The organism is Synechococcus sp. A15-24 (assembly GCF_014280195.1).
Classification (GTDB): Bacteria; Cyanobacteriota; Cyanobacteriia; order PCC-6307; family Cyanobiaceae; genus Parasynechococcus.
Genome location: NZ_CP047960.1, coordinates 711511 through 735178, shown reverse-complemented (window position 1 = coordinate 735178; position 23668 = coordinate 711511). Strand labels below are relative to the sequence as shown.

The following is a 23668-nucleotide window of genomic DNA, read 5'->3' as shown; positions in this document are numbered from 1 at the left end:
ATCATGGTCCTGCAGCTGACGGTGGCTGATGTGATGACCCAGCCCGTGTTGAGCGTCACCCCCGACACCCCTCTGCAGCAGGCCGTACAACTGATCAGTGATCACCACATCAGCGGACTGCCGGTCGTGGATGACACCGGTGTCCTGATAGGAGAGCTGAGTGAGCAGGATCTGATGGTGCGCGAGAGCGGGGTGGATGCCGGCCCTTACGTGATGCTGCTGGACAGCGTGATCTACCTGCGCAATCCGCTCAACTGGGACAAGCAGGTGCACCAGGTGCTCGGCACCACGGTGAAGGACCTGATGCGGAAGGACACCCACACCTGCAGCATGGAGCTTGGCTTGCCCAAGGCAGCCTCACAGCTGCATGAACGGGGCACACAACGGTTGTTTGTGCTCGATGGTGAGGGGAAGCCGGCAGGTGTGATCACCAGGGGAGACGTGGTGCGGGCCCTCGCCTCCCACCAGGAGAGCTGATCAGTTGGCCTTGCGGATGGCGATGGCGACTGGCTTGATCATCAGGAACTCCACGAAATCGCCAACGCTGAGCTGTTCCACCGGGTCACCGTCGATGCTGTGACGCACATCGAGGTTGTGAACACCGCCGAAGGGACCCCGGAGGCTGATCTCATGGTCTTGTTCGGAGACCTTCACTACTTCTGCGGTACCGGTGGCCATCGGAGCACCGGAATCTCTCACGCCTGCGGGCACCTATGCGGTGACCAAAATGGACCCTCAGCCGGTGTATCACAAGAAGGGGAAAGTTATTGCCCCTGGCCCCAACAACCCCGTTGGCGTGCGCTATGTGGCTTATGTGCAGATTGGAACCGGTGAATACGCCATCCACGGCACGGCATGGCCCAACTGGGTGAAACTGCGTGCTGCCGTCAGGCTCGGCTGCATCCGGATGCTCAACAACGATGTGATCCAGGTGTACAACCGCATCAAGGTGGGTACCCCGGTCGTCGTCACCAAAAACTGATTCCTCCATCACCACACCCGTGTTTCGCTCCCTCCTGATCGCCACCGTGGCGGCCCTGCTGCCTGCTCAAGCCATGGCCAACCCAGGCCAGGAAACCAAAGTGAACGATTTCCTCGACCTGGTGGATGGCAAAAACAACGTCCTGGTGCAAGGGCGCGGTGTTGACGACGTGAATGCCAAAGCCCGGGCACAGGGCCTGGCGTTGCCTGCTCTGGGCTACTGGTCTCCAGAGGGTCACTGCTTTGTAAAACCGGCCCCGGCAACTGCAACGGCGTGTTCCGGCGCTGACACCCTGTCCGCAGAACTGCCCTGTTAATTGAAACTGTCGACCGGCAACGCTGGTGGATCGAGGGGGGGGAGTTCAGGTGGAGGCGGCGCTCCTTCAACACCGTCGCGCTGATCCAGCACCATCTCCTTATCCAGCACGTCATCTCTTCCGATATCTGACTCCAGCTCCGGCAGCAGTGGTGCATCCAGGCTGGGAATGTCCAACAGAACCGGAGGAGGCAGATCCGGCGGCAGCGGCACCTGCGGTGCGAAGGCCTCAACCTCGTCTTCATCAAGATCCTGGCTCGGTGGTTCACGCTCCAACTCCACACGCGAAGGGGGTTCCAACAGCACGAGGGGGTCAGCGGTGATCGGGGGTTCACGCAAGGGGGAGCGATCCAAATCCGATGCCGGATCAGGCACCTGTTCGACATCCGGCTTTATCGGATTGCTGGGTGCCCAGATCATTCGTGCAATGGGTTCCACCCCCTGCTCTATCACGCGATTCAGTCCTGCCAGGGCTCGATCGGCCATGTGGTTACCGAAGGCCTGCAGGCAATCCATCCCTCCAGCACAGGACTCATCCCCGGTCAGCCTTGGGCTGAAGTCCGCGATCAGATCACCCCGCAGCGGAGTCTGACGGTTACTGAGCCGCAGCATGTAAGGGACATGAACAAAACTCGTCGCACCACCGCTGATCCAGTTGGCATCTTCTTCTGTGAACCCCTTGACGCCGGGAATGATGAAGCGGCTCTTGGAGGCATGGTCCGGCATGTAGGCCGCCAGGTAGCCGCGACGTCTGGCCAGGTCCTTGCTCTGCTCGAGGGTGAGGCCATCACGGCTCATCAGCACCTCCAGATGACCGTCCTCGCGCAGACCCATCACCATGCGAATCCGAGGCAGGTAGTAGCGGATCCGCTGCCCCATGCTGATGCTGTAAGCCCCCTTGTAGCTCTCCGGGGGGTCCTCGAGGTCGTTGTAGAGGCTGTGCAAGCCACCGATAAAGGTGTCGTAGGTGCGGATGTGGGCGTCGGTCAGCTCGCCGTAACTGAAATCAACGCCGCCGTTGTGACGGATGCCGATGAAAGCCCGTTGGCGTGAGGCCGTGCGGTTGCGCGCTTTCCAAACGCGGGAACCGAACTTCAGGTCCCCCAGCGGGACAGTGATCTCGCGTCCACCGTTGTCGACATGGCGCTCGTACATCGGCCCGGACACGTAAGCCAGAGCTGCGATGTCCTCAAAAGCATCCTGCTCCCGGTCCCACCCCTCCAACAGTCCGAAGCGAACACGCCTTGGATCGAGATCCAGGGCATACACCTCATCGTCGGGAATGTAATGAAACGGTTCACCATCCCTGCGGGACTCCTGCTCGATCAGCGATGTCTCAGCAACCTGCTCCTGCTGCGGCGCATCGGGGGCCAAGGCAATCAATCCACCCAACACAACGAAAGGAGAGGCCAGAACCAACCAGCGTTTGCGCAGACGAATGCGTTTCCGTTCCTGGCCGGCCTTGGTCTGGTCCTTCATGCGGACCGTCGCCCCTGGTTGTTGCGGAGTGGTTCGAACCAAGGAAGGATGGCTCCGTCGGCCACTAGCCATTGCTGGTAACGCTCGCCGCAGTCATGGCCTCCCGTCAACTGCCCGAAGGCTGGAATCACCAGGCGGGGTCCTTCGGGATCAAAGGCAAAGCAGGGGAGACGCAGGCGATCGGCCCGGCTGCGCAGGCGGGTCATGGGATGCAAATGCCCGCACACGTTGAGCTGATCCGCAGCGGGGGGAGTTTCTGGAGCATGGCTTAACCAAAGTTGGCCGACGCACTGGGAGGGGAGCTGCGGCAAGCCTTCGATCCAGCAGTGGCGGTCGTGGTTGCCGCCGATCAGCAGCACCTCACAACCGCAGAGATCCGGCAGCGAACGCAGGGTCTCTCGGAGCTCGGGCGTCAGCCCCTCACGGGCATGAATCAGATCACCGAGAACGATGAGCTGTTCAGGAGCCCAGGCATGACAGAGCTGAAGCAACGGATTCAACGTTCCGCGGTCGCCGTCCGTCGGCAAGGGGATGCCATGGGCCTGGAACACCTCGGCCTTGCCCAGGTGCAGATCCGCCACCATCAACTGGCGACCGTGCTCCCGCCAGAGAGCACGCTCCTCCAGAAACCGCAGGGACTCACATCTCCAAACCCACTCCTGCCCCTTCATCGGCAGGACACACTGAGGTTTTGTAGCCCTGACTGCATCGCAGGTGCCTGTCCGTGCATCACTGTGATGATCCTTAGACACAGCATTGTGGCGCGCTCGATGCGTCCAAACCAGCTTCCGGTCGAGACCCTGCGCTGGCTTGAGCGCAGGCTTGCGTCACTCGAACAGCAAGGGCGTTACGAGTGCGCCTACGCCTTGAGAATGGAAGTCGCTGAGTGGTTGTTAGGGGCCATCGATGCCAATCTGGCGGTCCCTGCTGCGACCTGAGCCACCAATGACCATTGCCCTCCTGATTGCTCTGGCTGGTTCCCTGGTCGCGATGTCCGTCATCGTGAAGCAACTGGAACAGCGGTGAAGCGGTCTGCCGTTGCAGTCGGCCTGCTGCTGGGCCTGCAGTTTCTGCTTCCACCGCTGATGGCACGGACGCTCAAGGTGGGCGTCAGCGGTAGCGCCCCTTTTGTGATCCAGGAGGAGGGAGGCAGCAGCGGAATCAGCCTCCAGGTGTGGAGAAGGATTGCTGAAGACAACAACCTCTCCTATCGGCTGATTCAACAAGCAACACCTCAAAAGGGGATTCTTGCCTTGAACGACGGAGAGATTGATCTGCTGGTGGGGCCGATCAGCGTCACACCCGATCGTCTCAACCTTCCAGGGGTCGATTTCACCCAGCCCTATTTCATCGGCAAAGAAGGCATTCTTTTGCCCCTGAAGCCCAAGACCCTGCTGAATCGATTGCAGGTGTTTCTGGGATGGGCCGTGCTGTCGTCGGTGCTCGTGCTGATCACTGTGCTGCTTGTAGTAGGCAGCCTGATCTGGTTGGCGGAGCGGCGTGGCAACAGCGAACAGTTTCCTGCGCAGCCTCTACCCGGCATCGCAAGCGGGATGTGGTTCGCCCTCGTGACGCTGACCCTGTGGGCTATGGCGACAAGGCCCCCATCACCCGGATTGGGCGAGGCCTCACTGCTTTCTGGATGGTCACCTCGTTGATCGCGATGTCCTCCTTAACGGCCAGCCTGGCGTCCGCCTTCACCCTGTTTCTTTCAGGCGACACGAACAACAGCATCACGGATCCAGCCCAGCTCCTTGGCCAGCGAGCTGCAGTGCTGGAGGGCACGAGCGGAGCGGAACTGGCGAAGCAGCGGAACATGCGGATCGTGCCAGCGCAGACCCTCGCAGCAGCGATTGACCATGTATTGATGAACAGAGCGGAAGCGGTGATCTTCGATCGACCGGCAATCCGTTTTCACCTCAAGAACAACCCGGAACTGGCGGTGCTACTGGCTCCATTCACCCTGGCGGAACAGACCTACGGCTTTGCCTTCAGAACTGGCGATCCATTGAGGACACCGTTGAACATCTCTATCCTCAGGCTGCAAAGCAGTGGAGAGGTAAAAACCATCTCGAAACGACTGCTTGATTAATGCAGCGGGCGATGGCGGCGCAAAGCATCCTCCACCAAGTAGGCCGCCAGATTGCCGCAACTACGGCCTTCCTCCAGGGCATGGCGTTTGAGTTCATCCATGACACCGCGAGGCAGAGTGACGTTGATGCGCTCGGAGCTGGACGCATCAGCCACGGCAGCACTGCTGGGCGCCGGAGCCTGCCCTTCAAGCCGTTGTTGCAGCTCCTGAACCAGATCCTGAAGAAGTGGCACGATAAATTCACCAAATAGTGAACATATTAAAACTATATTCCACCAAGCATGATCTTTGTGATGTCCGAGCCATCCCACGTAAGGTGACCCCACGTTTCACCGAAACCATGCGCCCTCTGCCGCTGAAGCTTGCTCCAGGCAGCGATCTGCGCAATAGCCTTGAGGAGCTCGGCCGGACGCAGGGCATTCACGGTTTTGTGCTCGGTGTGGTCGGCAATCTCAGCCGTGCTGCTTTCCAGTGCCCCGGGCAGCCAGAGCCCACCGTCCTGGAGGGCGACCTCGAGGTGATCACCCTGAATGGCACGATCGGGCCGGAGGGAGTGCACCTCCATCTGAGCCTCTCCGATGGAGCTTGCCAGGTGTGGGGGGGCCACCTCGAGCCCGGAACGCTGGTGCAGAAAGGCGTTCACCTGTTGGTGGGCGTGCTGGATCAGACCCCTGCCCCAGCCGAATCCAACGCGAACGCGCCTGCCCCACGGCTTGAAATCGCAGTGCTCCCGGGATGCCCCTGGTGCGCCCGCGCACTCCGACTACTGCGCGGCATGGCATTGCCCCACACCGTGATCACCGTCAACAACGACGCCGACTTCGAGGCCTGCCAGACCCGCAGCGGCATGCGCACCTTCCCTCAAGTGTTCATCGACGGAACGGCGATCGGCGGCTACGACGACCTCACAGCCCTGCATGCCTCCGGTGAGCTCGAAACCCTCCGCTGACCAGCCGCCGTTCTGGTCGCTCAAGCCCTGGTGGTGCCAGCCCTGGTCGATCATCAGCACCGGCTGTGCGGTGATCGGCTTGTCCTTTTGGTGGCCAGGACGTCTGTGGATCTGCATCCCCATCGGCGTGGCCGTTTCAGCCTGGTGGCTGCTGTTTCTGGTGATCGTGCCAGCGGCCTACCGCTCCGGAGACCTCCAACCGTGACCAACAACGCTCACACCCACGTGCAGCTGAAGCGGGTGGATCAAGCCCTGTTCGATCAGGTGGCAGGGGTGGCTCGGCAGCACCCACGACTGCGCAAGAACCACAACCTTCACCAAGAAAGCGATCTGGTGCAGCGGTTTCTGAACGTGCTCCAACCGGGCACCTACGTGCGACCCCACCGGCACGTCCGCGATCAACCCGGAACTGGATTCGAATGCTTCCTGTTGCTGCAGGGGGCGATCGGCCTGCTGGTGATGGACCATGACGGAACAATCCTCCAGCAGGAACGGCTGGAGGCCACAGGGACTCTGCGGGGCATCGAATTAGCGGACAACCAGTTCCACACCCTGGTGGCCCTAGAACCCGACACGGTGATGTTCGAGCTCAAGCAAGGGCCCTATCAACCCACGGACGACAAGGATTTCCTCAAGGGCTTTCCCTCGGAAGGGTGTGCGGAGGCCAGCGCCCAGGAACAGCTCTGGCGAGATCTCTTCGGTTAGACCGCCGCGGACCGGGATTCTTCGCGGGAGCGCTGCTTCTCCTCCAGCAGCTCCCGTTCCAGCTGATCGATCAGACGACTCACCAGGGCCTGGAATTCGGGTTGACAGCCACGGAAAGCAGCCTTGTGGCGGATCGGCTCATTGCGCATGCGCAGATCCGTGAGCATCAGTTGCAGGGAGTCGATACGGGCGCTGCTGTTCATGGCCATCCGTGCCTTTGAACGAAGACTATGACGCGAGGGCTCACGAGCAGCTGAACACCAATCATGTCTTCGTTGATACTTCCAGAAGTGTTCCGCGCGACGTCTCTGATGCGATTTCTTTTGCAATTTGAGTTGGTTTTCAACAGCTCTGACGATGTCGTTCAGTCCGGTCCCTGGTAGCCGTAAAGCGGAATCCAACTACCTCGACATCAGCACCGAGAGTTTTCCGTTCAAGCTCAGCTACCCCGGCACCAGCAAGAGCAAGGTTCCCAATCGCTTCAGCGATCCGAACTACCCCGACGATCAGCTGATCGCAGGCGGCCTGTCTGGCCTCTGGTACCAGGCTGATCTGAATCGTTATTTCACCGTTTCGGATGTGGGGCCTCAGGCTCAGGACATCCCTGAAGAGCAGGGCTTCGCCTTTGAAGGCGAAAAGGTGTTCAACGATCCTGATTTCAAGCTTCAGGTCTACGAACTTCAGCAAGGGAAAAAGGGCAAGGTCAAGGTCAGCGGTGAAGTAACCCTCAACGTCCCCGATGAGCAGGGTGGCTTCCGTCCCGCCACCGGCATCGGTCAGATGTACCGGATTGATGAAGCCACCGGTGAGGTCTCAGGCCTGGATTCAGCCGCGTTCACCCCAGACGGCAAGGGTGGTTATGCCCCCGTACCCGCCGACGCTTTCGGCATGGATCCAGAGGCGGTGCTTCGCCTGAGCATCGATGGACTCAACAACGGCAACGCCGTGTTCGCCATCTCTGACGAATACCGCCCCCAGATGTCCATCCATGACGCCAAAACGGGCAACCTGATCCATCGCATCGTGCCCAAGGGCAGTAGCTACAAGGGCTACGGCTACGAGGAAGGGCGTGGCGATGTGAAGGAATTCACCAAAAAGACTCTTCCCAAGGTTTACCTGGAACGCCGCGGCAGCCGCGGCTTCGAAGCCCTGGCTTACAACAGCAACAACGGCCTGCTCTATGCCTTCATCCAGACGCCGATGGATGTGAATGGCGAGCGCAAGGCTTCCACTGTGCGACGCATCATCGCCATGGACCCGATTACCGGTGAGGCCAAGCACGAATACATCTATCGCCAATCCGGCCCCACAAATCAGGACAAGATCGGCGATGCGGTCTACGACGCCGACCGTAACGTCTTCTATGTGATCGATCGCGACAATGTGGCGGATGAAACCGCCAACAAGGCGGTGATCGAGATGGACCTGACCCGGGCCAGCGACGTGCTCGGCTTCAACTGGGAATCGATCCTCGGAGAGGGTGTCTATGCCCCCGAGATGCTTGATACCCCGGAAGAGGTGGGTGAAGCCCTGCGCTCACCACTGATGAACGGCATCATTTCCGAGGTGCACCAGACCACCCTGTTCAACCTGGCGGAGCAGGGCATCAACACCCTGTTTGACAAGCCCGAAGGATTGGCTCTCAAGCAAGACGGCAGCTTGGTGTTCGGCTTCGACAACGACTTCCAACGGGTCGATGGCCGCCCCGACAACATGCTGTCTGTGGTTACCGACCGCTTCGGCGACCTGAAAGCAAGCTCCGCCGAATTTGTCCTCAACTATCCCGGCACCAGCAGGCCGGAACTGCCCACTGCATTGGAAGATCCCAATCAGTCGGATGTTCAGATCATCGCTGGCGGCCTCTCCGGCCTCACCTACGACGCTGGTCTGAAGCGTTACTTCACCATCTCCGATGTGGGCCCCCAGGTCATTGATATTCCAGAGGGCCAGGGCTTCGCTTTCGAGGGAGAGAAGATCTTCAGCGACCCTGATTTCAAGCTTCAGGTCACTGAGCTGTCGTACAAGATCAAGCCCGGCAAGGCGAAAGTCAAAGACACCACCACCTTGCGGGTTCCCGACGGCGACGGCGGCTTCCGTGATGCCACCGGCATCGCTCAGATGTACACCATCAACGAAGAGACCGGTGAGATCAGCGGCCTCGATTCCAGCAACGCCGCCTTCACCACCGATGGCAACGGCGGATACGTCCCCGTGGCACCGGATGCGTTCGGTCTGGATCCCGAATCCATCCAGCGCATCAGCATTGATGGGCTGAACGATGGCAACCCGATCTTCGCCGTCTCCGATGAGTACCGTCCCCAGGTCGCTCTGTTCGACGCCGAGAGTGGTGAACTGATCCATCGAATCGTGCCGGAAGGCAGCGACTACAGCGCAATCAGCTACGAGCCCGGCCGGGGCGATGTAGCCGAGTTCACCAAAGCCACCCTGCCAGAGGTGTACCTGGAGCGTCGCGGCAGCCGCGGCTTTGAAGCCCTGGCCTACAACAGCGACGACGGCTTGCTCTATGCCTTCATCCAGACCCCGATGAGCGTCGGCGGTGATCGCAGCAGCTCCACAGTGCGGAGGATCCTGGCCATGGATCCGGTCACCGGAGAGCCCCAGCACGAATACATGTTCAGCCAGATCGGCCCCAGCAACCAGGACAAGATCGGCGATGCCGTCTACGACCCGGAGCGCGACGCCTTCCTGGTGATCGATCGCGACAACGGCGACACTGTGGCGGCCAACAAGTCGATTCTGCGCATGGATCTGAGCGAGGCGACGGACACCCTGGACTACGACTGGGAATCCCTTCTTGGGGATGGGGTCTACGCCCCTGAACTGCTGGAGAGCCCTGCTGCCGTGGCTGAGGCCTTTGCCGAAGGCGAGGTTGTGGAGGTGGATCAGGTGGAACTGCTCAACCTGCCTTCCCTGCCCGGTGTTGACCCCCGCTTCGACAAGCCCGAAGGTCTGGCCCTCAAGCCCGACGGCACCCTGGTGATCGGTTTCGACAACGACTTCGCAAGGGTGGACGGCCGCCCCGACAACCTGCTGACGGCGATCAGCCTCTGATTGAGATCACAGGCCCAGCTCCTGCAGCAGCTGGCGCTGGGCCTGACGACCGACAATCCCATGGGCCGCCAGGGCACCACTGGCGGCCACCGGCGGAATACCAATCCCCGGGAAGGTGCTGGCACCACAAAGCCAGAGCCCATCAAGCGGTGTGGTCACGCCAGGGAAGAGCCCCTCAGCAGCAGAGAGGGCAGGTCCATAGCTGCCGCGATGCACATTGAGGTAATGACCATGGGTCCGCGGCGTCCCCTCCATCACCACGTGGCAGCGCTCACGAATGTCCGGGATGCGTCGTTCCAGAACACGCCAAAACACAGAGCAGCGCTCCGTTTTCAACGCCTTGTAGGCCTCGCTTCCCCGCGGTAGGTCCGCCCACAGCGACCAGGGTTCACTGGCTGGCGTGTAGCCATGCAGAACATGCTGACCCGTCGGAGCCATCGCGGGGTCCAACACCGATGGAACCGACAACACCACGGCATTGCGTTCCGCTGCAATCCCCCGCTGCCAGTCATCCACCCAGACGGTGTGGATCGGCAGGTCGTCCAAACCACTAGCGTTAAAGCCGAGATGTAGATGCAGGAAGCCATTGCAGGCTGGCGTCTCAGCACGATCCCGTTGCCAACCGACAGCGACGTCCTCAGGCATCAGATTTAGGGTGCTCCAGATGTCAGCGTTGCTGACGACCTGATCGGCGTGGATCAACTCGCCATTGCTGAGCTGAACGCCAACTGCTCTGGAGCCATCCATCAGGATTCGCTCGACCCTGGCTGCCGTTCGCAGCTCGCCGCCGTGGCGCTGCAGTCCCTGCACCAGAGCATCGACCACCGCGATACTGCCACCCACCGGGTAGTCCAGGCAGACCTCCGGTTCGAACCACTCCCCAAACAGCGTCGCCATAGCCGCTGCATTGGTATCCCCCATCGGCATGCCGCTGATCAGGAAACAGAGCAGATCCACCCAGTGCCGCAGAAAATCATCATTCAGATGACGATCCACCAAGGGACCAAAGGCACCGGAAAGATGCCGCATCGACGGTAGATGTTTCAGCAAGCGGGGGCCGCGTTCAAGCAGCTGCGCCATGGCATCAATTCCGGGGCGAAGCGCCAGCAACGGCAACGCGTTGGCGGCAGCAGCGATCGGACGTAACACCTCACCGAAGCGTCGCCATTCCTCAACAGCATCGGTCCCGCGCAGATCCCGAACAACCTCTTCAAAGCCAGCAGCTCCAACGGGAATCCTTAAATCACCCTCTGGCAGCAACACATCCCAGCTGCTGTAAGGGATCACCTCGAGAGGCTGATCCAGGGCCCGCAGGATCTGAGCCAAAGGATTGCCGCTCGGCCAACGGGCCAAGCCACTCCAAAGCGATGGTCCCGATTCGAAGTGATAGCCCTGACGCTGAAAACCATGGGCTGCACCACCAGGCTGGGTATGGGCTTCGAGCACCAGCACTTCTCGTCCGGCTCGCGCACAAAGGGACGCACAGCAGAGACCACCGATACCACTGCCGATCACCACCACATCGACCCTGTCCTTCACCCAACCCAGCCCATGGGAGCCATCATTGTGATCCCTGCTTGCTGGAGATGGGCGGCCGCTGGCTGATTCCGTTGCTGTTGCTCGGCCTGGCCTGGGGTCAGGAACTCATCGATCAACTGCTTTTTGGTGGCCAGTGGAATCTGCCGATGGGACCTGGCCTGCCGTTGTGGAGAGTGTTGAGCGCACCGTTCAGCCACTCGGGCTTCGGTCATCTCATGTCCAACTCTCTGGTGTTTCTGCCCCTGAGCTGGCTGGTGCTCACACGGAGCAACCGCGACTACATCGCCGTATGGATCGGAGTGGTGCTGGTTGAACTCCCCATCGCCCTGTTCTGGCCAGCTGCGGGCCATGGGCTCTCCGGAGTGGTGTATGGATTGCTCGGCTATCTCCTGTTGATCGGTCTACTGGAACGCAGAATCGTGCCGATTCTTCTGGGAGGAATCACGTTCTGGTTGTACGGCTCAGCCTTGTTGGCCTTGATCCCCGGAGTCTCACCCGCCGGGGTGAGCTGGGTTGGTCACGCCGGCGGATTTCTGGGGGGCGTTCTGGCAGCATTCGCCATACGCAGAGATTCCGATGAATTGGATCAGATCAAGGGAAGCTGATCCAGTGAATCCGTGGAGATCCTGTAATACCCACCTGCATAAACCGCAGTTGGATCGTTATTCACCAATTCGCTGGAGATTAGCTCATTAATGACAGGTTCTGCGACCATCTCTTGAACTGGTTCAAGGGCTGGAACAACCTTTTGCCCATTAATCAAGAAGGTCCCGATCATCGAATCATGTGATGTGCAGAAAAAGGACAACTCTCCTTCTTTTTTGAACATTTTTCGATCCGATTTCCGCACCTGAAATTTCAGCACGTCGGATCCAGTAATGTCATCCGAGAACTCACCATCACCCTTGATTTTCACAGCACTGGTTGAAGCCCTGTTGTAGCCCGAATCACCGATATAAAAGGGGTGACTCTCAGCCTGATCAAGACGGTGGAAGCGATACTTCTTTTTAACATTGATTTTGAAGTCTTCAAATTCATCACCACCCTAATCAAAAAAGCGATAAAAGGGATCATCCAGTGACCCAGCATCAACGAACACGTCAATGCTCTTCCGACGTTTTTGCAATGAACGCTCTGTTGCGCGAGCTTTTAGCGAACCACCGATCACAACATCAAAACTGTCAACATCGATGCTGCCATCCACCGTCGAGATTGCCTCATCGGAACGACTCAGGGAAAGATCGTTGAAACCGGAAGCCTTTCATCACAAGCTAGGGATGTGATTTTAGCTGGGATCACCATTGAGATACGGCTCAAGGAAGGCCAGCGGAGCTGCCATGTCATCAGCGAAACCCAGCAGATGTGTCTCCCATCGCTCATACAGCAGAGCACCCTCCTCATCCAGCAGAAAGGTGCCGCCCCGCTGGGCGATGTGGTCGTCGCAGGGCACATAGGTGCGCCAGTTGCTGAGCACCTCGCCCATGTTGCGAAGTCGCTTTGTGGCTAGTTCGAACGGGCGCTGAAATCCACGTCCCCCGGCGCGAGCAAACATGGCTGCAGGAAAATCCGGCAGGGGCCAGGCCTTCACCACCTCCTCATCCGCAAAAATTTGCGGGGCGGAACGATCTCCGGTGTAACCGCGCAGCACCTCCTGCAGCGTTCCAGGCGAGCCAACACCAGCACACATCAGCAAAAATCCGGGCCAAGGTCCTCCGGGAACCTGTAAGCCGGCGTAGAGGCCGAGGGCTTCATGGAGCTCTGAGCTGCTGTCCACCTCAAGGCATTGCCGCGGAAATCCGGTGAAGGCACAGAAGCGCTCAGCACTTCCTTCATCCCCGATCGCAAAAGCCTGCAGATCAATCCGCGCGACCTCAAGGTCAGCCAGGCGGGGGACCAAGGCTTGGGCGTACTCCATCGAATCGAAATCGCCCAGCTGTCCCATCACGACGACGAGACGTCTCCAGGCTGAAGCTGCCGGCGTGAGGCGCTCCAACAAGGGTTGCAACGTTTGTTGCTGGCTCTCAGTGCTTTGCCGCGTCATGCTGAAGACCTGTGCCGTTGGTTGCGTGGTGACCAGTGTCTGTCAGAACTGCGGCAGCCGCCGCTTCAGGGCTGACCGAGCTCTGGCCGGTCGGCTGATCTGTCAATCCTGCGGACTGGCTGCCGGGAGCCGCCCAAGCCGGAATCGCTCCAACCAACGACAACGACGACGCAGTGCACCACCACTCAGCCGCCAGAGATTGCTCTGGTTGACGCTGCTGATCGGCGTTGCCATCGCCGTGGTGGTGCTTACGTCCTGAGCATCGCCACCACCTCAGCCGTGTTGGAGGACAAGCCACCGGCTGCCAGCTGCTCGATGGCCTCTCGCATGGCTGACTGGCGCTCCGGCCCGTAGCTCCTCCAGCGGCTAAACACCTTGGCCAGCCGGGACGCTGTGATGGGGTTGCGGGCATCCACAGCCGCGATCTGCTCGGCCATGAAGCGATAGCCGGAGCCATCGAGAGCATGGAATACCGGCACATTGGCGGTGAGTCCTCCCAGCACCGCCCTCAGCGAGTTGGGCGCCAGGGGATCGAAGCGGGGATGCTGCAGCAATGCATTGACCCGCTGCAGGCCGTCCGCCCGAGGCGTCGAGGCCTCCAGCGCAAACCAGGCATCGAGGATGACCGGTTTCTCTTGCCAGCGCTCATAAAACGCAGCAAGGGCCTGGTCCCGTTCGGGCACGGCCACCGGCTGCAGAGCCCTCAGAGCCGATCGGGCCAAGGTCATCGATGGACTCGACACGGCGGCAAGCGCATCAGCGCACGCCTGAGCATCCTTGGATGCCACGAGCCAACGCCAGGCCACAGCCGTGAGCTGACGTCCACCCTGACCAGCCGGCCAGGTCAACGCCCAGTCCTGGCGGGTCTGCTCCAGCAACCCGATCAACTCAGATCGCAGCCGCAGACCGAGATCACGGCACCAGCCTGAAGCAGCCTCAAACAGAGCTGGAGGATCCACTGGTGTCTGCAACGCCTCCAGTTCCAGCAGCCCCGGCAAGGCCAGCAGTGCTGCCAACTCGGACGCCGCAGCCGAATCAGGGTTACCTCCATAGGCCGCCAGGCGTTGGGACAACGCTTCCACCACCGCCGTTTCCACCTGCTCATCGACACGCCCCTCGGCGCGGGCGATCAGCACCTGGCGGAACAGGCCCTGGGCGGAATCCCAGCGGATGAATGGATCGTCATCATTGGCGAGCAGTTGCAAGCGCTCCTCCAGGGAGGCCTCCATCCGCACGATCAACGGCGCTGAAAAGCGGCGCAGCAGTGACAGGGCTGGAACAACCGGGCCAGGGTCGCCCTGAAGGATCACGGTTTTGGTCTCGTTCTCCATCACCACGAGTTGCTCATCTCCCAGACGCCCCTCTGGACCGATTAGGGCCATCGCCAACGGGAGCACCAGCGGCTGCTTGTCCACCTGTCCGGGGGTTGGTGCCGTGGCCTGCCGAAGCTGCAGGGTCATGCGTCCGGTGTTGGAGTCCCACTGGCGCTCAACCGTCAGCTCCGGTGTCCCGGCCTGGTGATACCAACGACGGAAACGCTCTGGATCAAATCCCAGCGGCTCTCCCCCCTCCGTCGCTCCATCGACGATGGATTGAATGAAGTCTTCCGTCGTGGCCGCCGTGCCATCGAAACGGCTTACATAGAGCGCCATCCCGCGCATGAACCGCTCCGCTCCCAGCAGGGTGTGGAGCATCCGGATCAGTTCCGACCCTTTCTCATAAATCGTTGTTGTATAGAAATTATCAATCGCCTGGTATTCCGCAGGCTTCACAGGGTGAGCAGTCGGTCCAGCATCCTCTCGAAACTGGGTGTTGCGCAGCATCGCCACATCCTCGATCCGTTTCACCGCCGCTGAATGAAGATCGGCGGTGAAGGACTGATCACGGAACACCGTCAGGCCTTCTTTCAATGAGAGCTGAAACCAGTCGCGACAGGTGATCCGATTGCCACTCCAGTTATGAAAATATTCGTGGGCAATGACACTCTCGATGCGCTCTAGCTCAGCATCTGTGGCAGTTTCAGCATCTGCCAGAACAAGCTTTGAATTGAAGATGTTCAGACTCTTGTTCTCCATCGCGCCCATGTTGAAGTGGCGCACCGCGACGATGTTGTATTCATCTAGGTCATATTGAAGGTTGTACACCTGTTCATCCCATTGCATGGATCGCTTCAGCGACTTCATGGCATGGGCGGTGTAGGGCTCATCACCCTCCTCCACGTGCAAGCGCAGCGTCACTGTGCGACCGGATGCCGTGGTGAAGCTGTCGCGAATTTCGCGCAGATCACCTGCCACCAAGGCGAACAGATAGGACGGCTTGGGGAAGGGATCGACCCAGGTCACCGCATGGCGGTTTGAGCCAACAGCTTCTGTTCCAGCGGCATTGCCATTGCTCAAGAGCACAGGACAACTGCTTTTGTCCGCTTCGATTCGCACCGTCCACCGACTCAGCACATCGGGGCGATCCGGGTGAAAGCTGATTCGCCGGAATCCCTCGGCCTCGCACTGTGTGCTCAGCAGGCCACCACTGGCATAAAGACCCTCAAGAGAGCTGTTGCTGTAGGGGTCGATGCGGCAACAGGTCTCCAGAACAAACGGCGTGCTCGGCGGAGAGTGGATCGTCAGCAGCTGATCCGTATAGCTGTAGGCATCACCCGCAAGATCGTCACCATTCAGCCTGATGCTGCAGATCTCTAGGTCCACACCCTGCAGCTGCAGGACGTCAGCCTCCTCCTGGGGCTCTAGCTCCAGTCGGCTGATCACCAGCACTTCGCTGGTTCTGATGTCGACGTTCAAGCGAATCGCTGGCAGAGCAAAAGGCCATGGGCTGTAGTCCGCAAGGCGGACGGGAGACGCAGAGACCATGACACTTCGTACCAACTGACGACAAATTTTGGCTCAAAGAAAGTAAGAATGACACAGGATTAAGAGAGGACATAACATTCGCAGCAAAAATATGGTTACGTGAAATCAGTAAAAAGTTATTCTAAAGTTAATTAACCAATCTGAATGCCTTGCAATTACAAGTTTAAATTATTATTTTTTCGAACGAGACTTTAATTCTGCAGCGGCTTTTTCAAACTTCTTCTGCTGGTCATCAGGAACTTGGTCTTTGCAAACCTTCATGGCTCCACCGATGAGCATAAAGGGAGACGTCTTGAAAAATTGCTCCTCGGAGAGGGGCTCGCTGGAGCCGGGAACAACCCCGCCATGTTTTTGAAACACAGCAGAGGCTTGCCCAGCGAGTGCGACAGGAATTGACTTGTCGAAACTGACTCCCTGACCTCTTGCCTCGCAAAACGTGACAACAGAAATTGTCATGTAGGTATTGATGTCATTTGGAGTCGCGGGTTTTGTACTGCCGCCAGCTGCCTGAGCCATCACAGACGGTGAACCACAGGCCAAAGAAATTGCGAATGTCATTGCCGAAAAGAAATTATTCTTTTTCATGACTTAAAAAAATTTTAGATATTTTATAGGAGCTTTTGCGAAAACACCCGTTCAGTGATCGCTTTTTGAACTGGGACATACTTCCCCAATTCTTTTCCAGAGTCCAATTCTCAATGGCAACCAGGATTGAGCTGAGGCCCGTCGCCTGGTTCAGTCTTCCTGGATCAGGGGCAGAGGGTCAGACATCCTGATTTCGTGGTGATGTTCAACGATCGCCAGCTCCCCGTTCTCCCAGCTGTAGATGGCGCGGTAGCGGTAGCGGTCCTGGTCCACCAGTCGGATGTGCTCAAGGATGTCCCATTGCTGGTAGTGAGACTCCAGGATCGTTTCGTGCTCATCCACCTGACGCAGGCGCGTGCGAACGGGATCGGTGTTGAGGTAGCCGCGACTGCGCTGCAGCTGATGCCCCCAGAGCGTGGCTTCCATCACACCAGTGCGCTCATACCAGGGTTTGCGCGCAAAGAATTCGTCGGAATGCTGGTTGCTTTCATCGGACCACCAGCTGAAGCGATACCGGCTTTCGCCGGCTGCCGGTTCCGCAAAGGCCTCCATTTTCAAATGCATATCCACATGCAGCACTTGCTCATCGCTGAAGGTGTACTGCCGGCGGGAGCGCCAAATTCCGAGATTCCGGCCAAACCAACGACGCAGGTTGCTGTCCACCTGGATGGACGGTGATGCGGAGGTTGAACCAGGAACCGTGAGTGGAACACGGTTTTGCGCGGAAAAGAGCGACATAAACCGTGTCGGCCAGGCGTCGGAGTGCTTCCAGTTGTCTTAGCCCGGATGGCGGACCAGTCAAAAACCCATAAGGTAAGCCTCAGTTTTACGTCATCACTGAGCCGTGGGGGAGGACGATCCCAAGGGTCGCCAGCGGCTGAAACTCCTGCTGGTGGCAGCACGCCATCACCTCTCCGGCCCTGACCTGAGATCCGTCGTTCATTACCTGGAACGAGATGACGTTGGCTTCCAGGTGACGCTGCAGGTGGCGGATCCATCGCAGCAGCCCGAATTGCTGGAACTTCACAGGCTGGTGATCACGCCGGCACTGATCAAGCTATCCCCGGCACCGAAGCAGGTCTTCGCCGGCAGCAACATCCTCCAGCAGCTGAAGGGATGGGTGCCCCGCTGGCAGCAGGACGGCGTGGTGAGCGGCTTAGGTCTCAGCCTGAGGCCGACAGAACTGGACGGGAGCAGAACGCAAAAAGAGCTTCAACTTGAAGACCAACTGCTGGTGCTGCGCCAGGAAAACGAGACCCTGATCGACAGGATTCACGCCCAGGAGCGACTGCTGCGGATGGTGGCCCACGAGCTGAGGACTCCACTGACCGCTGCTGCCTTGGCACTCCAGAGCCAGCGGTTGGGACAGATCGATATGTCCCGCTTCCAGGACGTGATCACGCGGAGATTGGAGGAGATGGAGGCCCTGTCGAAGGATCTGCTGGAAGTGGGAACCACCCGCTGGGAAACACTGTTTAATCCGCAGCGGCTTGACCTGGCCAGCGTTTCAGCGGAAGTGATTCTCGAACTCGAAAAACTCTGGCTGGGCCGAAACGTCGAGATCCGTACCGACATCCCGAGCGACCTGCCCAAGGTCTTTGCCGATCAGCGCCGCATGCGTCAGGTGTTGCTGAATCTCCTGGAGAACGCTTTGAAATACACCGGCAACGGCGGACACATAACCCTCACCATGCTCCACCGCACCAGCCAGAGGGTTGAAGTCAGTGTCTGCGACAGCGGGCCTGGCATCCCGACGGAAGAACAGCAGCGCATCTTTCTCGATCGGGTTCGTCTTCCCCAGACCTCCGATCGCACAACGGGGTTCGGCGTGGGCTTATCGGTGTGCCGCCGCATCGTGGAAGTGCATGGTGGACGGATCTGGGTCGTCTCTGAACCAGGGGAGGGAGCGTGTTTCACCTTCACCGTCCCGATCTGGCAGGGACAGGGCCAGGAATGGGGGCAGGCCGTCTTGACGGAGGGAGAGCTCGAGCCGTAGTTTGTTCTGGTGATGAGGAGCACAGACGGCTCCTTGATCACGGCCTCGCCCCCATCGTCTAGAGGCCTAGGACACCTCCCTTTCACGGAGGCGACAGGGGTTCGAATCCCCTTGGGGGTACTTAATATTTTTCGATCTCCGGTGATCAAATCGCAGTGAACTGAACTTTCACTTTTGTTCTCTCGTGATTAGTTGTTGCAGCGACGTAGTGCTTCCCTCTCCACCGCGACGAGATTGCTGCTGAGGTCGTCGCGAAGGCGCTCTTCGATCAAGCCGATCGGCATTCCCAGGCACCCCTGCACCGTCAGCTCGTAAAGGAGGTACGACCCTTCCGGCAGGGTTCTGACCTGCCAGGATCCTTCAAATCGTCGAAAGTCACCCTTCAGCATTTGAAAACGAAGGACGCCATCGGGCTTGAATTCCCGAAGTTCAAGCAGCACCTGCGCTGAAAAACGCATCCCCAGCAACTGTTGGCTGCCAACCTGCTGAAGGCGAACCGTCTCTCCATCCCGCATCACCAGCTCACTGGAGCTCAGGTTGGGAATGAAATCAGCCAGATGGGCGTAATCCGTTAAGACGTCCCAAAACAGCTCAGCAGGGATCGAACTTTTCAGCTGAACGGCAAGACGCCGTGTTCCTCCAGGCAGACGCTCCATCGTCTGCTCGATGGTTTCGCTCTGGTGACTGGAGGAGCGAAGTCCACCTGGAAACAGCGCCTGAAGTGGAGTCAACGGGTCTGGTGCACAGAGCTGGTCCGAGCAGATCTTACGGAAGTCGTCCAGACGACATCGCCAGTTGTGGCAAACGGCAACTGAATCGAACCTGTTTTTAAAGCACCCCTATAGTCTCGCCACCAAAAACGTCGTCAAATGCGGGTGTCCGTTGCCACAGCGGGTGGAACTTCCTCATCACTGTTCACGGTTGTCGCCAGTGGCATTCAGGCCGGTTCAGGGCCTTCGGTGATTCGGACCTACCGAGTGGCCATGAGTGGACTTAATGACCTGTACAAGCGCCTTTCAGCCTCTGGCGCCAGAATCAGGAGTGTGTCACCAGCCGGCGAGGAATCTCCCGCGGCTCCGGTGGCCGCGTCCAGCGCCCCCGCTCCGCAAGCCGTGACCTCTGCCCCCGCTCCCAAGAAGAAGCCCCACTCCAACGTTCCGGTCAACACCTACAAGCCCAAGACGCCCTTCCTTGGCACGGTGACTGAGAACTATTCCCTGGTTGTTGAGGGTGGCATTGGTCGGGTGCAACACATCACCTTCGATCTCTCCGGCGGTGATCCCCAGCTCGAATACATCGAAGGTCAGAGCATCGGCATCATTCCGGAGGGCGAAGATGCCAACGGCAAACCGCACAAACTTCGCTTGTACTCCATCGCCAGCACGCGCCACGGCGATAACTACAAAGACAACACAGTGTCCCTTTGTGTGCGTCAGCTGGAGTACAAGAACGAGGCTGGCGAGCAGATCTATGGCGTCTGCTCCACTTACCTCTGCGACATCGAGCCCGGTTCGAAAGTGAAGATCACCGGTCCGGTGGGCAAGGAGATGCTCCTGCCCGACGACGAGGACGCCAACATCATCATGCTGGCGACAGGCACCGGTATCGCTCCGATGCGCACCTATATCCGCCGCATGTTCGAACCTCGGGAACGGGAAGCCAATGGTTGGACGTTCCGCGGTAAGGCCTGGTTATTCATGGGTGCACCCAAGACCGGGAACCTCCTGTATGACGAAGATTTTCTCCACTACGAGAAGGAATTCTCGGACAACTTCCGCTACACCAAGGCCATCAGCCGCGAGCAACAGAACGCCAAGGGTGGTCGGATGTACATCCAGGACCGTGTGCTTGAGCACGCCGAGGAGATCTTCGAAATGATTGAAAATCCCAAGACTCACGTCTACATGTGTGGCCTTAGGGGCATGGAACCCGGCATCGACGAAGCCATGACCGCTGCTGCGGCTGCCAAGGGTCTGGACTGGTCTGAACTGCGCCCTCAACTCAAGAAGGCTGATCGTTGGCACGTGGAAACCTACTGATTAGCCGCAGCTCAGCTGATCAAGCTCCGCAAGGACTGCCCTCGGGTGGTCCTTTTTTTTCGCTTGGCAACAAAACGGGCCAAAAACAGGCTCGGTTGATCTGGGGCACTGTTGATTTCCCATTCCGTGCCTAAACCTTCGTCAGATGCCAAGGCCCGATGGTCGCCACCGCCACCAATCCCCTGCGGGTCGGACTCCGACAGGAACGGGTTATCGCACCGCAATGTCTGGTGATTTTCGGCGCCAGTGGTGACCTGACCCACCGCAAACTCGTCCCCGCGCTGTTCGAACTGTTCAAGCAGCGGCGACTTCCCAGTGAATTCGCCCTTCTCGGCTGCGCGCGCCGGCCCTGGAGCGACGACGAGTTTCGCGGAAAAATGGCCGAGGCCCTGGCCAGCAAGATCGTCGAGAACCAGGAAGCCTGGGATCAGTTCGCCACGAAGTTGTTCTACGAACCCGTCGATCTACAGCAACTGGAGGACGTGGTTCGCCTGGGAGGACGGCTGGAGACCATTGATCAACAGTGCGCCACCCGCGGCAACCGAACCTTCTATCTCTCGGTGTCACCGAAGTTCTACGGCAGTGGCTGTCGCGCGCTTGCGGATGCCGGTCTGCTGAAGGACCCCCAACGCAGCCGCTTGGTGATCGAGAAGCCTTTCGGTCGTGACTACGGCAGTGCACAAGCCCTGAACCGTGTTGTGAAGAGCTGCGGGCAAGAGAATCAGATCTTCAGGATCGACCATTACCTGGGCAAGGAAACGGTCCAGAACATCATGGTGCTGCGCTTTGCCAACACCATTTTCGAACCGATCTGGAACCGGAACTACATCTCCAGTGTTCAGATCACCGCCGCCGAGACCGTTGGAGTCGAGGAGCGAGCCGGGTATTACGAGACCTCCGGTGCCCTGCGGGACATGGTGCAGAACCACCTGACCCAGATGCTGGCCATCACGGCCATGGAACCGCCTGGTCGCTTTGACCCGGAGGCGATTCGCAACGAAAAGGCCAAGGTGTTGCAGGCGGCACGACTAGCCGACGAGCAGGAGCCATGGAACTGCTGCATCCGTGGTCAGTACGGCCCCGGCGGCAGCCATGACGCCCCCCTGGCCGGATACCGCCAGGAACCCGGCGTCGATCCCAACAGCACCACGGAGACCTACGTCGCCATGAAGCTGTTCATCGACAACTGGCGCTGGCAGGGGGTCCCCTTCTACGTCCGCACAGGCAAGCGGCTGGCCAAACGCCTCAGCGAGGTGGTGCTGACCTTCCGCGAAGCACCGGTGCATCTCTTCGATGCTGCCACCGGCGGCCCCACGGCCAACCAGTTGATTCTGCGCATCCAGCCCGACGAAGGGGCGGAATTCCGCTTCGAAGTGAAATCCCCCGGTTCCGGCATGCGCAGCCGTCCGATCGACATGGAGTTCTCCTACGACGAGTCCTTTGGGGAGCCCTCCGATGAGGGCTATGTCCGCCTGCTGGCGGACGCCATGCTCAGCGATCCGACCCTGTTCACCCGCAGTGACGAAGTGGAAGCGGCCTGGCGTCTTTACACCCCGCTGCTGGAACTGATCGAAGACAGCCCATGGCAGCTGCCGATCCACCCCTACGAATCCCGCACCTGGGGACCTGCCGCCGCTGATGCCCTGCTGGCCCGTGACGGACTGCTCTGGCGTCGTCCCTGACACCACCTGAATTCGCCGCACTCCATCTCCCGTCCTCCCATGTCCCCCCAGCTCACACTTCAGACCCCGCTCGAACTCGCCCCCTCAGAGGTGCCCACCTACCTGGAGCAACTCTGGTCGACGGAGCAGCAAGGCAACACCGGCTCCGGCGCGAACACCTTCTGTCTACTGATCTGGCAACCCGCCTGGGCAGAACAACAACTGGTGCGTTCCGGCCGCCTCAACGGTCCGATCACCGGCCAGCAATCCGATGAACTGCTGGACGCCGGTCGCCAGGCCGTGATCGACACCGATCTGCCCCTGAGCACCCCACCAACTGCTGGTGAGCTGATCGCCGCTGTCGCCCAGCTCGACGGTGACCACCAGGCCGACGATCTGCGGGGGCAATACATCGACCCGGCCCTGAGTGAACTCCAGCCCCGACGCTTGATCACCCTGGCCCCGACCATTAACGCCAACCAGGGACTGGAGACGCTTGTGGCGGCTTACTGCCCCTTGCCTGAGGAGGGTGGGGGAACCGCCGCCTGTGGTGATGTGGTGGTGTTGCGAGGTGGCCACGACGCCCTGCGCGATGGCATGTCGATCCTTCAGCCACTCCTGCCACCGTCAATGCCGTCCTGGGTCTGGTGGAACGGATTCCTCGATGAAGCACCCGACCTGATGGAACAGCTGGCCTGTTCTCCCAGGCGCCTGATCCTTGACACCGCCGTCGGTAATCCAAGCCACTGCCTCAACCTGCTGCGCTCACGCGTGGAGTCCGGTCAGGCGGTGAATGACCTCAACTGGCTGCGTCTGCGCAGCTGGCGCGAAACCCTGGCGATGGTGTTTGACCCGCCGAACCGTCGCGATGCTCTCTGCCACATCACGCAATTGGACATCGATGTGGAAGGTCACCACCCCGCCCAGGGCCTGCTGATGGCGGCCTGGATCGCAGACCGTCTCGGCTGGCAGTTGCTGGGGAGCAAGGTCTCCGAAGAAGGAGTCACAGCGCAGTTCAGCCGTCATGACGGCGCTGACATCCGCTTTCAGTTGATGACCGTTCCCACCGGCCAGCCCAGTGTCCATGCGGGGCAGATGGTCGGTCTGCGGCTGATCTGCCAACCGGAGCAGGGCCAGGGTGTCTGTGTGATCCTCTGTGCGGAATCCGGTGGCTGCATTCGTCTTGAGGGGGGTGGCATGGCCAGCCTTGAGCTGCATGAGGAGATCGTGTCGGTTCAACACGCCTCACCGGAAATGGATGTGGCAAGGCTGCTCAGCGGCGGACACGACTCCACCAACCCCCTGTTGGCCGACGCGGCTCCGCTGGCTGCCAGGCTGCTGAACTGAAG

At 59.6% G+C, this 23668-nt stretch carries 29 protein-coding genes and 1 tRNA gene; 17 read left to right on the top strand and 13 right to left on the bottom strand.

The window, feature by feature from the left end:
* The first annotated feature begins 3 nt into the window (after positions 1-3).
* A complete protein-coding gene (locus SynA1524_RS03860) occupies positions 4-477 on the top strand; it encodes a CBS domain-containing protein (RefSeq protein ID WP_186499023.1) in 474 nt (157 codons plus the stop codon).
* On the opposite strand, the gene SynA1524_RS03855 is transcribed toward SynA1524_RS03860, so the two are convergent.
* On the bottom strand, positions 478-699 hold the full coding sequence (locus tag SynA1524_RS03855; protein ID WP_186499022.1) for a hypothetical protein: 222 nt from the start codon (positions 697-699) through the stop codon (positions 478-480).
* A gap of 19 nt (positions 700-718) precedes the next feature.
* Between SynA1524_RS03855 and SynA1524_RS03850 the strand changes: the two genes are divergently transcribed.
* Complete coding sequence (locus SynA1524_RS03850) at positions 719-982, top strand: L,D-transpeptidase (RefSeq protein ID WP_286188668.1); 264 nt, start codon at positions 719-721, stop codon at positions 980-982.
* 19 nt (positions 983-1001) lie between these two features.
* Positions 1002-1298, top strand: a complete 297-nt coding sequence (locus SynA1524_RS03845) for a hypothetical protein (RefSeq protein ID WP_286188667.1) — start codon at positions 1002-1004, stop codon at positions 1296-1298.
* On the opposite strand, the gene SynA1524_RS03840 is transcribed toward SynA1524_RS03845, so the two are convergent.
* On the bottom strand, positions 1295-2776 hold the full coding sequence (locus tag SynA1524_RS03840) for a hypothetical protein (RefSeq protein ID WP_186499486.1): 1482 nt from the start codon (positions 2774-2776) through the stop codon (positions 1295-1297). The two genes, SynA1524_RS03845 and SynA1524_RS03840, sit on opposite strands and share 4 nt — an antisense overlap.
* The gene (gene pdeM / locus SynA1524_RS03835) at positions 2773-3447 is read right to left on the bottom strand and encodes a ligase-associated DNA damage response endonuclease PdeM (RefSeq protein ID WP_186499021.1); all 675 of its coding nucleotides are present in this window, start codon (positions 3445-3447) and stop codon (positions 2773-2775) included. The genes SynA1524_RS03840 and pdeM overlap by 4 nt, the downstream gene beginning before the upstream one ends.
* 99 nt (positions 3448-3546) lie before the next feature.
* On the opposite strand from pdeM, the gene SynA1524_RS03830 reads away from it, so the two are divergent.
* The 3 genes from SynA1524_RS03830 (at position 3547) to SynA1524_RS12975 (ending at position 4868) form a co-directional block, all read left to right on the top strand.
* Positions 3547-3714: a hypothetical protein gene (locus SynA1524_RS03830; protein WP_286188666.1), complete on the top strand. Its 168-nt coding sequence runs from the start codon at positions 3547-3549 to the stop codon at positions 3712-3714.
* A gap of 84 nt (positions 3715-3798) precedes the next feature.
* Complete coding sequence (locus SynA1524_RS12980) at positions 3799-4434, top strand: transporter substrate-binding domain-containing protein (RefSeq protein WP_286188665.1); 636 nt, start codon at positions 3799-3801, stop codon at positions 4432-4434.
* Entirely contained in the window at positions 4332-4868 is a 537-nt protein-coding gene (locus tag SynA1524_RS12975) for an ion channel (protein WP_353616574.1), read from the top strand. Before SynA1524_RS12980 ends, SynA1524_RS12975 begins: the two co-directional genes overlap by 103 nt.
* On the opposite strand, the gene SynA1524_RS03820 is transcribed toward SynA1524_RS12975, so the two are convergent.
* Positions 4865-5101 carry a ribbon-helix-helix domain-containing protein gene (locus SynA1524_RS03820; protein ID WP_186499019.1) on the bottom strand — a complete coding sequence of 79 codons (237 nt, stop codon included), beginning with the start codon at positions 5099-5101 and terminating at the stop codon, positions 4865-4867. The two genes, SynA1524_RS12975 and SynA1524_RS03820, sit on opposite strands and share 4 nt — an antisense overlap.
* A gap of 107 nt (positions 5102-5208) precedes the next feature.
* On the opposite strand from SynA1524_RS03820, the gene SynA1524_RS03815 reads away from it, so the two are divergent.
* The 3 genes from SynA1524_RS03815 to SynA1524_RS03805 are packed head-to-tail and all read left to right on the top strand — an operon-like array spanning position 5209 to position 6522.
* The gene (locus SynA1524_RS03815) at positions 5209-5817 is read left to right on the top strand and encodes a PCC domain-containing protein (protein WP_186499018.1); all 609 of its coding nucleotides are present in this window, start codon (positions 5209-5211) and stop codon (positions 5815-5817) included.
* Positions 5786-6022, top strand: coding sequence for a DUF6737 family protein (locus SynA1524_RS03810; protein WP_502707905.1), 237 nt, complete (start codon positions 5786-5788; stop codon positions 6020-6022). Before SynA1524_RS03815 ends, SynA1524_RS03810 begins: the two co-directional genes overlap by 32 nt.
* Positions 6019-6522, top strand: coding sequence for a WbuC family cupin fold metalloprotein (locus SynA1524_RS03805; RefSeq protein ID WP_186499674.1), 504 nt, complete (start codon positions 6019-6021; stop codon positions 6520-6522). Before SynA1524_RS03810 ends, SynA1524_RS03805 begins: the two co-directional genes overlap by 4 nt.
* On the opposite strand, the gene SynA1524_RS03800 is transcribed toward SynA1524_RS03805, so the two are convergent.
* Positions 6519-6725: a hypothetical protein gene (locus SynA1524_RS03800; protein ID WP_186499485.1), complete on the bottom strand. Its 207-nt coding sequence runs from the start codon at positions 6723-6725 to the stop codon at positions 6519-6521. The genes SynA1524_RS03805 and SynA1524_RS03800 overlap by 4 nt on opposite strands.
* Positions 6726-6879: 154 nt before the next feature.
* On the opposite strand from SynA1524_RS03800, the gene SynA1524_RS03795 reads away from it, so the two are divergent.
* A complete protein-coding gene (locus SynA1524_RS03795; RefSeq protein WP_186499016.1) occupies positions 6880-9594 on the top strand; it encodes an esterase-like activity of phytase family protein in 2715 nt (904 codons plus the stop codon).
* A gap of 6 nt (positions 9595-9600) precedes the next feature.
* Here the strand turns inward: SynA1524_RS03795 and SynA1524_RS03790 are convergent, their stop codons facing one another.
* On the bottom strand, positions 9601-11133 hold the full coding sequence (locus tag SynA1524_RS03790) for a phytoene desaturase family protein (protein ID WP_186499015.1): 1533 nt from the start codon (positions 11131-11133) through the stop codon (positions 9601-9603).
* 47 nt (positions 11134-11180) lie between these two features.
* On the opposite strand from SynA1524_RS03790, the gene SynA1524_RS03785 reads away from it, so the two are divergent.
* Positions 11181-11738, top strand: coding sequence for a rhomboid family intramembrane serine protease (locus SynA1524_RS03785; protein ID WP_186499014.1), 558 nt, complete (start codon positions 11181-11183; stop codon positions 11736-11738).
* Here the strand turns inward: SynA1524_RS03785 and SynA1524_RS03780 are convergent.
* The 3 genes from SynA1524_RS03780 to SynA1524_RS03770 all read right to left on the bottom strand — a co-directional run bounded on the left by SynA1524_RS03780 (position 11720) and on the right by SynA1524_RS03770 (position 13174).
* Positions 11720-12049, bottom strand: a complete 330-nt coding sequence (locus tag SynA1524_RS03780) for a hypothetical protein (RefSeq protein ID WP_186499013.1) — start codon at positions 12047-12049, stop codon at positions 11720-11722. The two genes, SynA1524_RS03785 and SynA1524_RS03780, sit on opposite strands and share 19 nt — an antisense overlap.
* Positions 12050-12178: 129 nt before the next feature.
* Entirely contained in the window at positions 12179-12337 is a 159-nt protein-coding gene (locus SynA1524_RS03775; protein ID WP_186499012.1) for a hypothetical protein, read from the bottom strand.
* A gap of 81 nt (positions 12338-12418) precedes the next feature.
* Complete coding sequence (locus SynA1524_RS03770) at positions 12419-13174, bottom strand: AhpC/TSA family protein (RefSeq protein ID WP_186499011.1); 756 nt, start codon at positions 13172-13174, stop codon at positions 12419-12421.
* Between SynA1524_RS03770 and SynA1524_RS03765 the strand changes: the two genes are divergently transcribed.
* The gene (locus SynA1524_RS03765) at positions 13173-13433 is read left to right on the top strand and encodes a TFIIB-type zinc finger domain-containing protein (RefSeq protein ID WP_186499010.1); all 261 of its coding nucleotides are present in this window, start codon (positions 13173-13175) and stop codon (positions 13431-13433) included. The genes SynA1524_RS03770 and SynA1524_RS03765 overlap by 2 nt on opposite strands.
* On the opposite strand, the gene pepN is transcribed toward SynA1524_RS03765, so the two are convergent.
* The 3 genes from pepN to SynA1524_RS03750 form a co-directional block, all read right to left on the bottom strand.
* Positions 13423-16038: an aminopeptidase N gene (gene pepN, locus SynA1524_RS03760; protein ID WP_186499009.1), complete on the bottom strand. Its 2616-nt coding sequence runs from the start codon at positions 16036-16038 to the stop codon at positions 13423-13425. The genes SynA1524_RS03765 and pepN overlap by 11 nt on opposite strands.
* Positions 16039-16209: 171 nt before the next feature.
* Positions 16210-16554, bottom strand: coding sequence for a DUF8650 domain-containing protein (locus SynA1524_RS03755; RefSeq protein ID WP_222930508.1), 345 nt, complete (start codon positions 16552-16554; stop codon positions 16210-16212).
* A 219-nt stretch (positions 16555-16773) separates the two neighbouring features.
* Positions 16774-17361 carry a hypothetical protein gene (locus tag SynA1524_RS03750; RefSeq protein WP_186499007.1) on the bottom strand — a complete coding sequence of 196 codons (588 nt, stop codon included), beginning with the start codon at positions 17359-17361 and terminating at the stop codon, positions 16774-16776.
* Between the two features lie 106 nt (positions 17362-17467).
* On the opposite strand from SynA1524_RS03750, the gene SynA1524_RS03745 reads away from it, so the two are divergent.
* Both SynA1524_RS03745 and SynA1524_RS03740 read left to right on the top strand, forming a co-directional pair.
* On the top strand, positions 17468-18619 hold the full coding sequence (locus tag SynA1524_RS03745; RefSeq protein WP_186499006.1) for a histidine kinase: 1152 nt from the start codon (positions 17468-17470) through the stop codon (positions 18617-18619).
* A gap of 47 nt (positions 18620-18666) precedes the next feature.
* Positions 18667-18739 (top strand) — tRNA-Glu (locus SynA1524_RS03740).
* A 68-nt stretch (positions 18740-18807) separates the two neighbouring features.
* Here SynA1524_RS03740 and SynA1524_RS03735 read toward each other — a convergent pair.
* Positions 18808-19350: an SRPBCC family protein gene (locus SynA1524_RS03735; RefSeq protein ID WP_186499005.1), complete on the bottom strand. Its 543-nt coding sequence runs from the start codon at positions 19348-19350 to the stop codon at positions 18808-18810.
* Between the two features lie 138 nt (positions 19351-19488).
* Here SynA1524_RS03735 and SynA1524_RS03730 point away from each other — a divergent pair, with 138 nt between their 5' ends.
* From SynA1524_RS03730 to SynA1524_RS03720, 3 genes are all read left to right on the top strand, one after another.
* Entirely contained in the window at positions 19489-20658 is a 1170-nt protein-coding gene (locus SynA1524_RS03730) for an FAD-binding oxidoreductase (RefSeq protein WP_186499004.1), read from the top strand.
* Positions 20659-20816: 158 nt separating this feature from the next.
* Positions 20817-22340 carry a glucose-6-phosphate dehydrogenase gene (zwf, locus tag SynA1524_RS03725; RefSeq protein ID WP_186499003.1) on the top strand — a complete coding sequence of 508 codons (1524 nt, stop codon included), beginning with the start codon at positions 20817-20819 and terminating at the stop codon, positions 22338-22340.
* A 39-nt stretch (positions 22341-22379) separates the two neighbouring features.
* Positions 22380-23666 carry a glucose-6-phosphate dehydrogenase assembly protein OpcA gene (locus tag SynA1524_RS03720; protein WP_186499002.1) on the top strand — a complete coding sequence of 429 codons (1287 nt, stop codon included), beginning with the start codon at positions 22380-22382 and terminating at the stop codon, positions 23664-23666.
* Positions 23667-23668 lie beyond the last annotated feature (2 nt).

What these genes read in the sequence shown, in the direction of transcription:
- SynA1524_RS03750 (WP_186499007.1), bottom strand. Translation starts at nt 17,361, where the DNA reads ATGTCGCTCTTTTCCGCGCAAAACCGTGTTCCACTCACGGTTCCTGGT.
- SynA1524_RS03830 (WP_286188666.1), top strand. Translation starts at nt 3,547, where the DNA reads ATGCGTCCAAACCAGCTTCCGGTCGAGACCCTGCGCTGGCTTGAGCGC.
- SynA1524_RS03755 (WP_222930508.1), bottom strand. Translation starts at nt 16,554, where the DNA reads ATGGCTCAGGCAGCTGGCGGCAGTACAAAACCCGCGACTCCAAATGAC.
- SynA1524_RS03860 (WP_186499023.1), top strand. Translation starts at nt 4, where the DNA reads ATGGTCCTGCAGCTGACGGTGGCTGATGTGATGACCCAGCCCGTGTTG.
- SynA1524_RS03815 (WP_186499018.1), top strand. Translation starts at nt 5,209, where the DNA reads ATGCGCCCTCTGCCGCTGAAGCTTGCTCCAGGCAGCGATCTGCGCAAT.
- SynA1524_RS03800 (WP_186499485.1), bottom strand. Translation starts at nt 6,725, where the DNA reads ATGAACAGCAGCGCCCGTATCGACTCCCTGCAACTGATGCTCACGGAT.
- pepN (WP_186499009.1), bottom strand. Translation starts at nt 16,038, where the DNA reads ATGGTCTCTGCGTCTCCCGTCCGCCTTGCGGACTACAGCCCATGGCCT.
- SynA1524_RS03785 (WP_186499014.1), top strand. Translation starts at nt 11,181, where the DNA reads ATGGGCGGCCGCTGGCTGATTCCGTTGCTGTTGCTCGGCCTGGCCTGG.
- zwf (WP_186499003.1), top strand. Translation starts at nt 20,817, where the DNA reads ATGGTCGCCACCGCCACCAATCCCCTGCGGGTCGGACTCCGACAGGAA.
- pdeM (WP_186499021.1), bottom strand. Translation starts at nt 3,447, where the DNA reads ATGAAGGGGCAGGAGTGGGTTTGGAGATGTGAGTCCCTGCGGTTTCTG.
- SynA1524_RS03840 (WP_186499486.1), bottom strand. Translation starts at nt 2,776, where the DNA reads ATGAAGGACCAGACCAAGGCCGGCCAGGAACGGAAACGCATTCGTCTG.
- SynA1524_RS03770 (WP_186499011.1), bottom strand. Translation starts at nt 13,174, where the DNA reads ATGACGCGGCAAAGCACTGAGAGCCAGCAACAAACGTTGCAACCCTTG.
- SynA1524_RS03810 (WP_502707905.1), top strand. Translation starts at nt 5,786, where the DNA reads ATGCCTCCGGTGAGCTCGAAACCCTCCGCTGACCAGCCGCCGTTCTGG.
- SynA1524_RS03720 (WP_186499002.1), top strand. Translation starts at nt 22,380, where the DNA reads ATGTCCCCCCAGCTCACACTTCAGACCCCGCTCGAACTCGCCCCCTCA.
- SynA1524_RS03795 (WP_186499016.1), top strand. Translation starts at nt 6,880, where the DNA reads ATGTCGTTCAGTCCGGTCCCTGGTAGCCGTAAAGCGGAATCCAACTAC.
- SynA1524_RS03765 (WP_186499010.1), top strand. Translation starts at nt 13,173, where the DNA reads ATGCTGAAGACCTGTGCCGTTGGTTGCGTGGTGACCAGTGTCTGTCAG.
- SynA1524_RS03730 (WP_186499004.1), top strand. Translation starts at nt 19,489, where the DNA reads ATGCGGGTGTCCGTTGCCACAGCGGGTGGAACTTCCTCATCACTGTTC.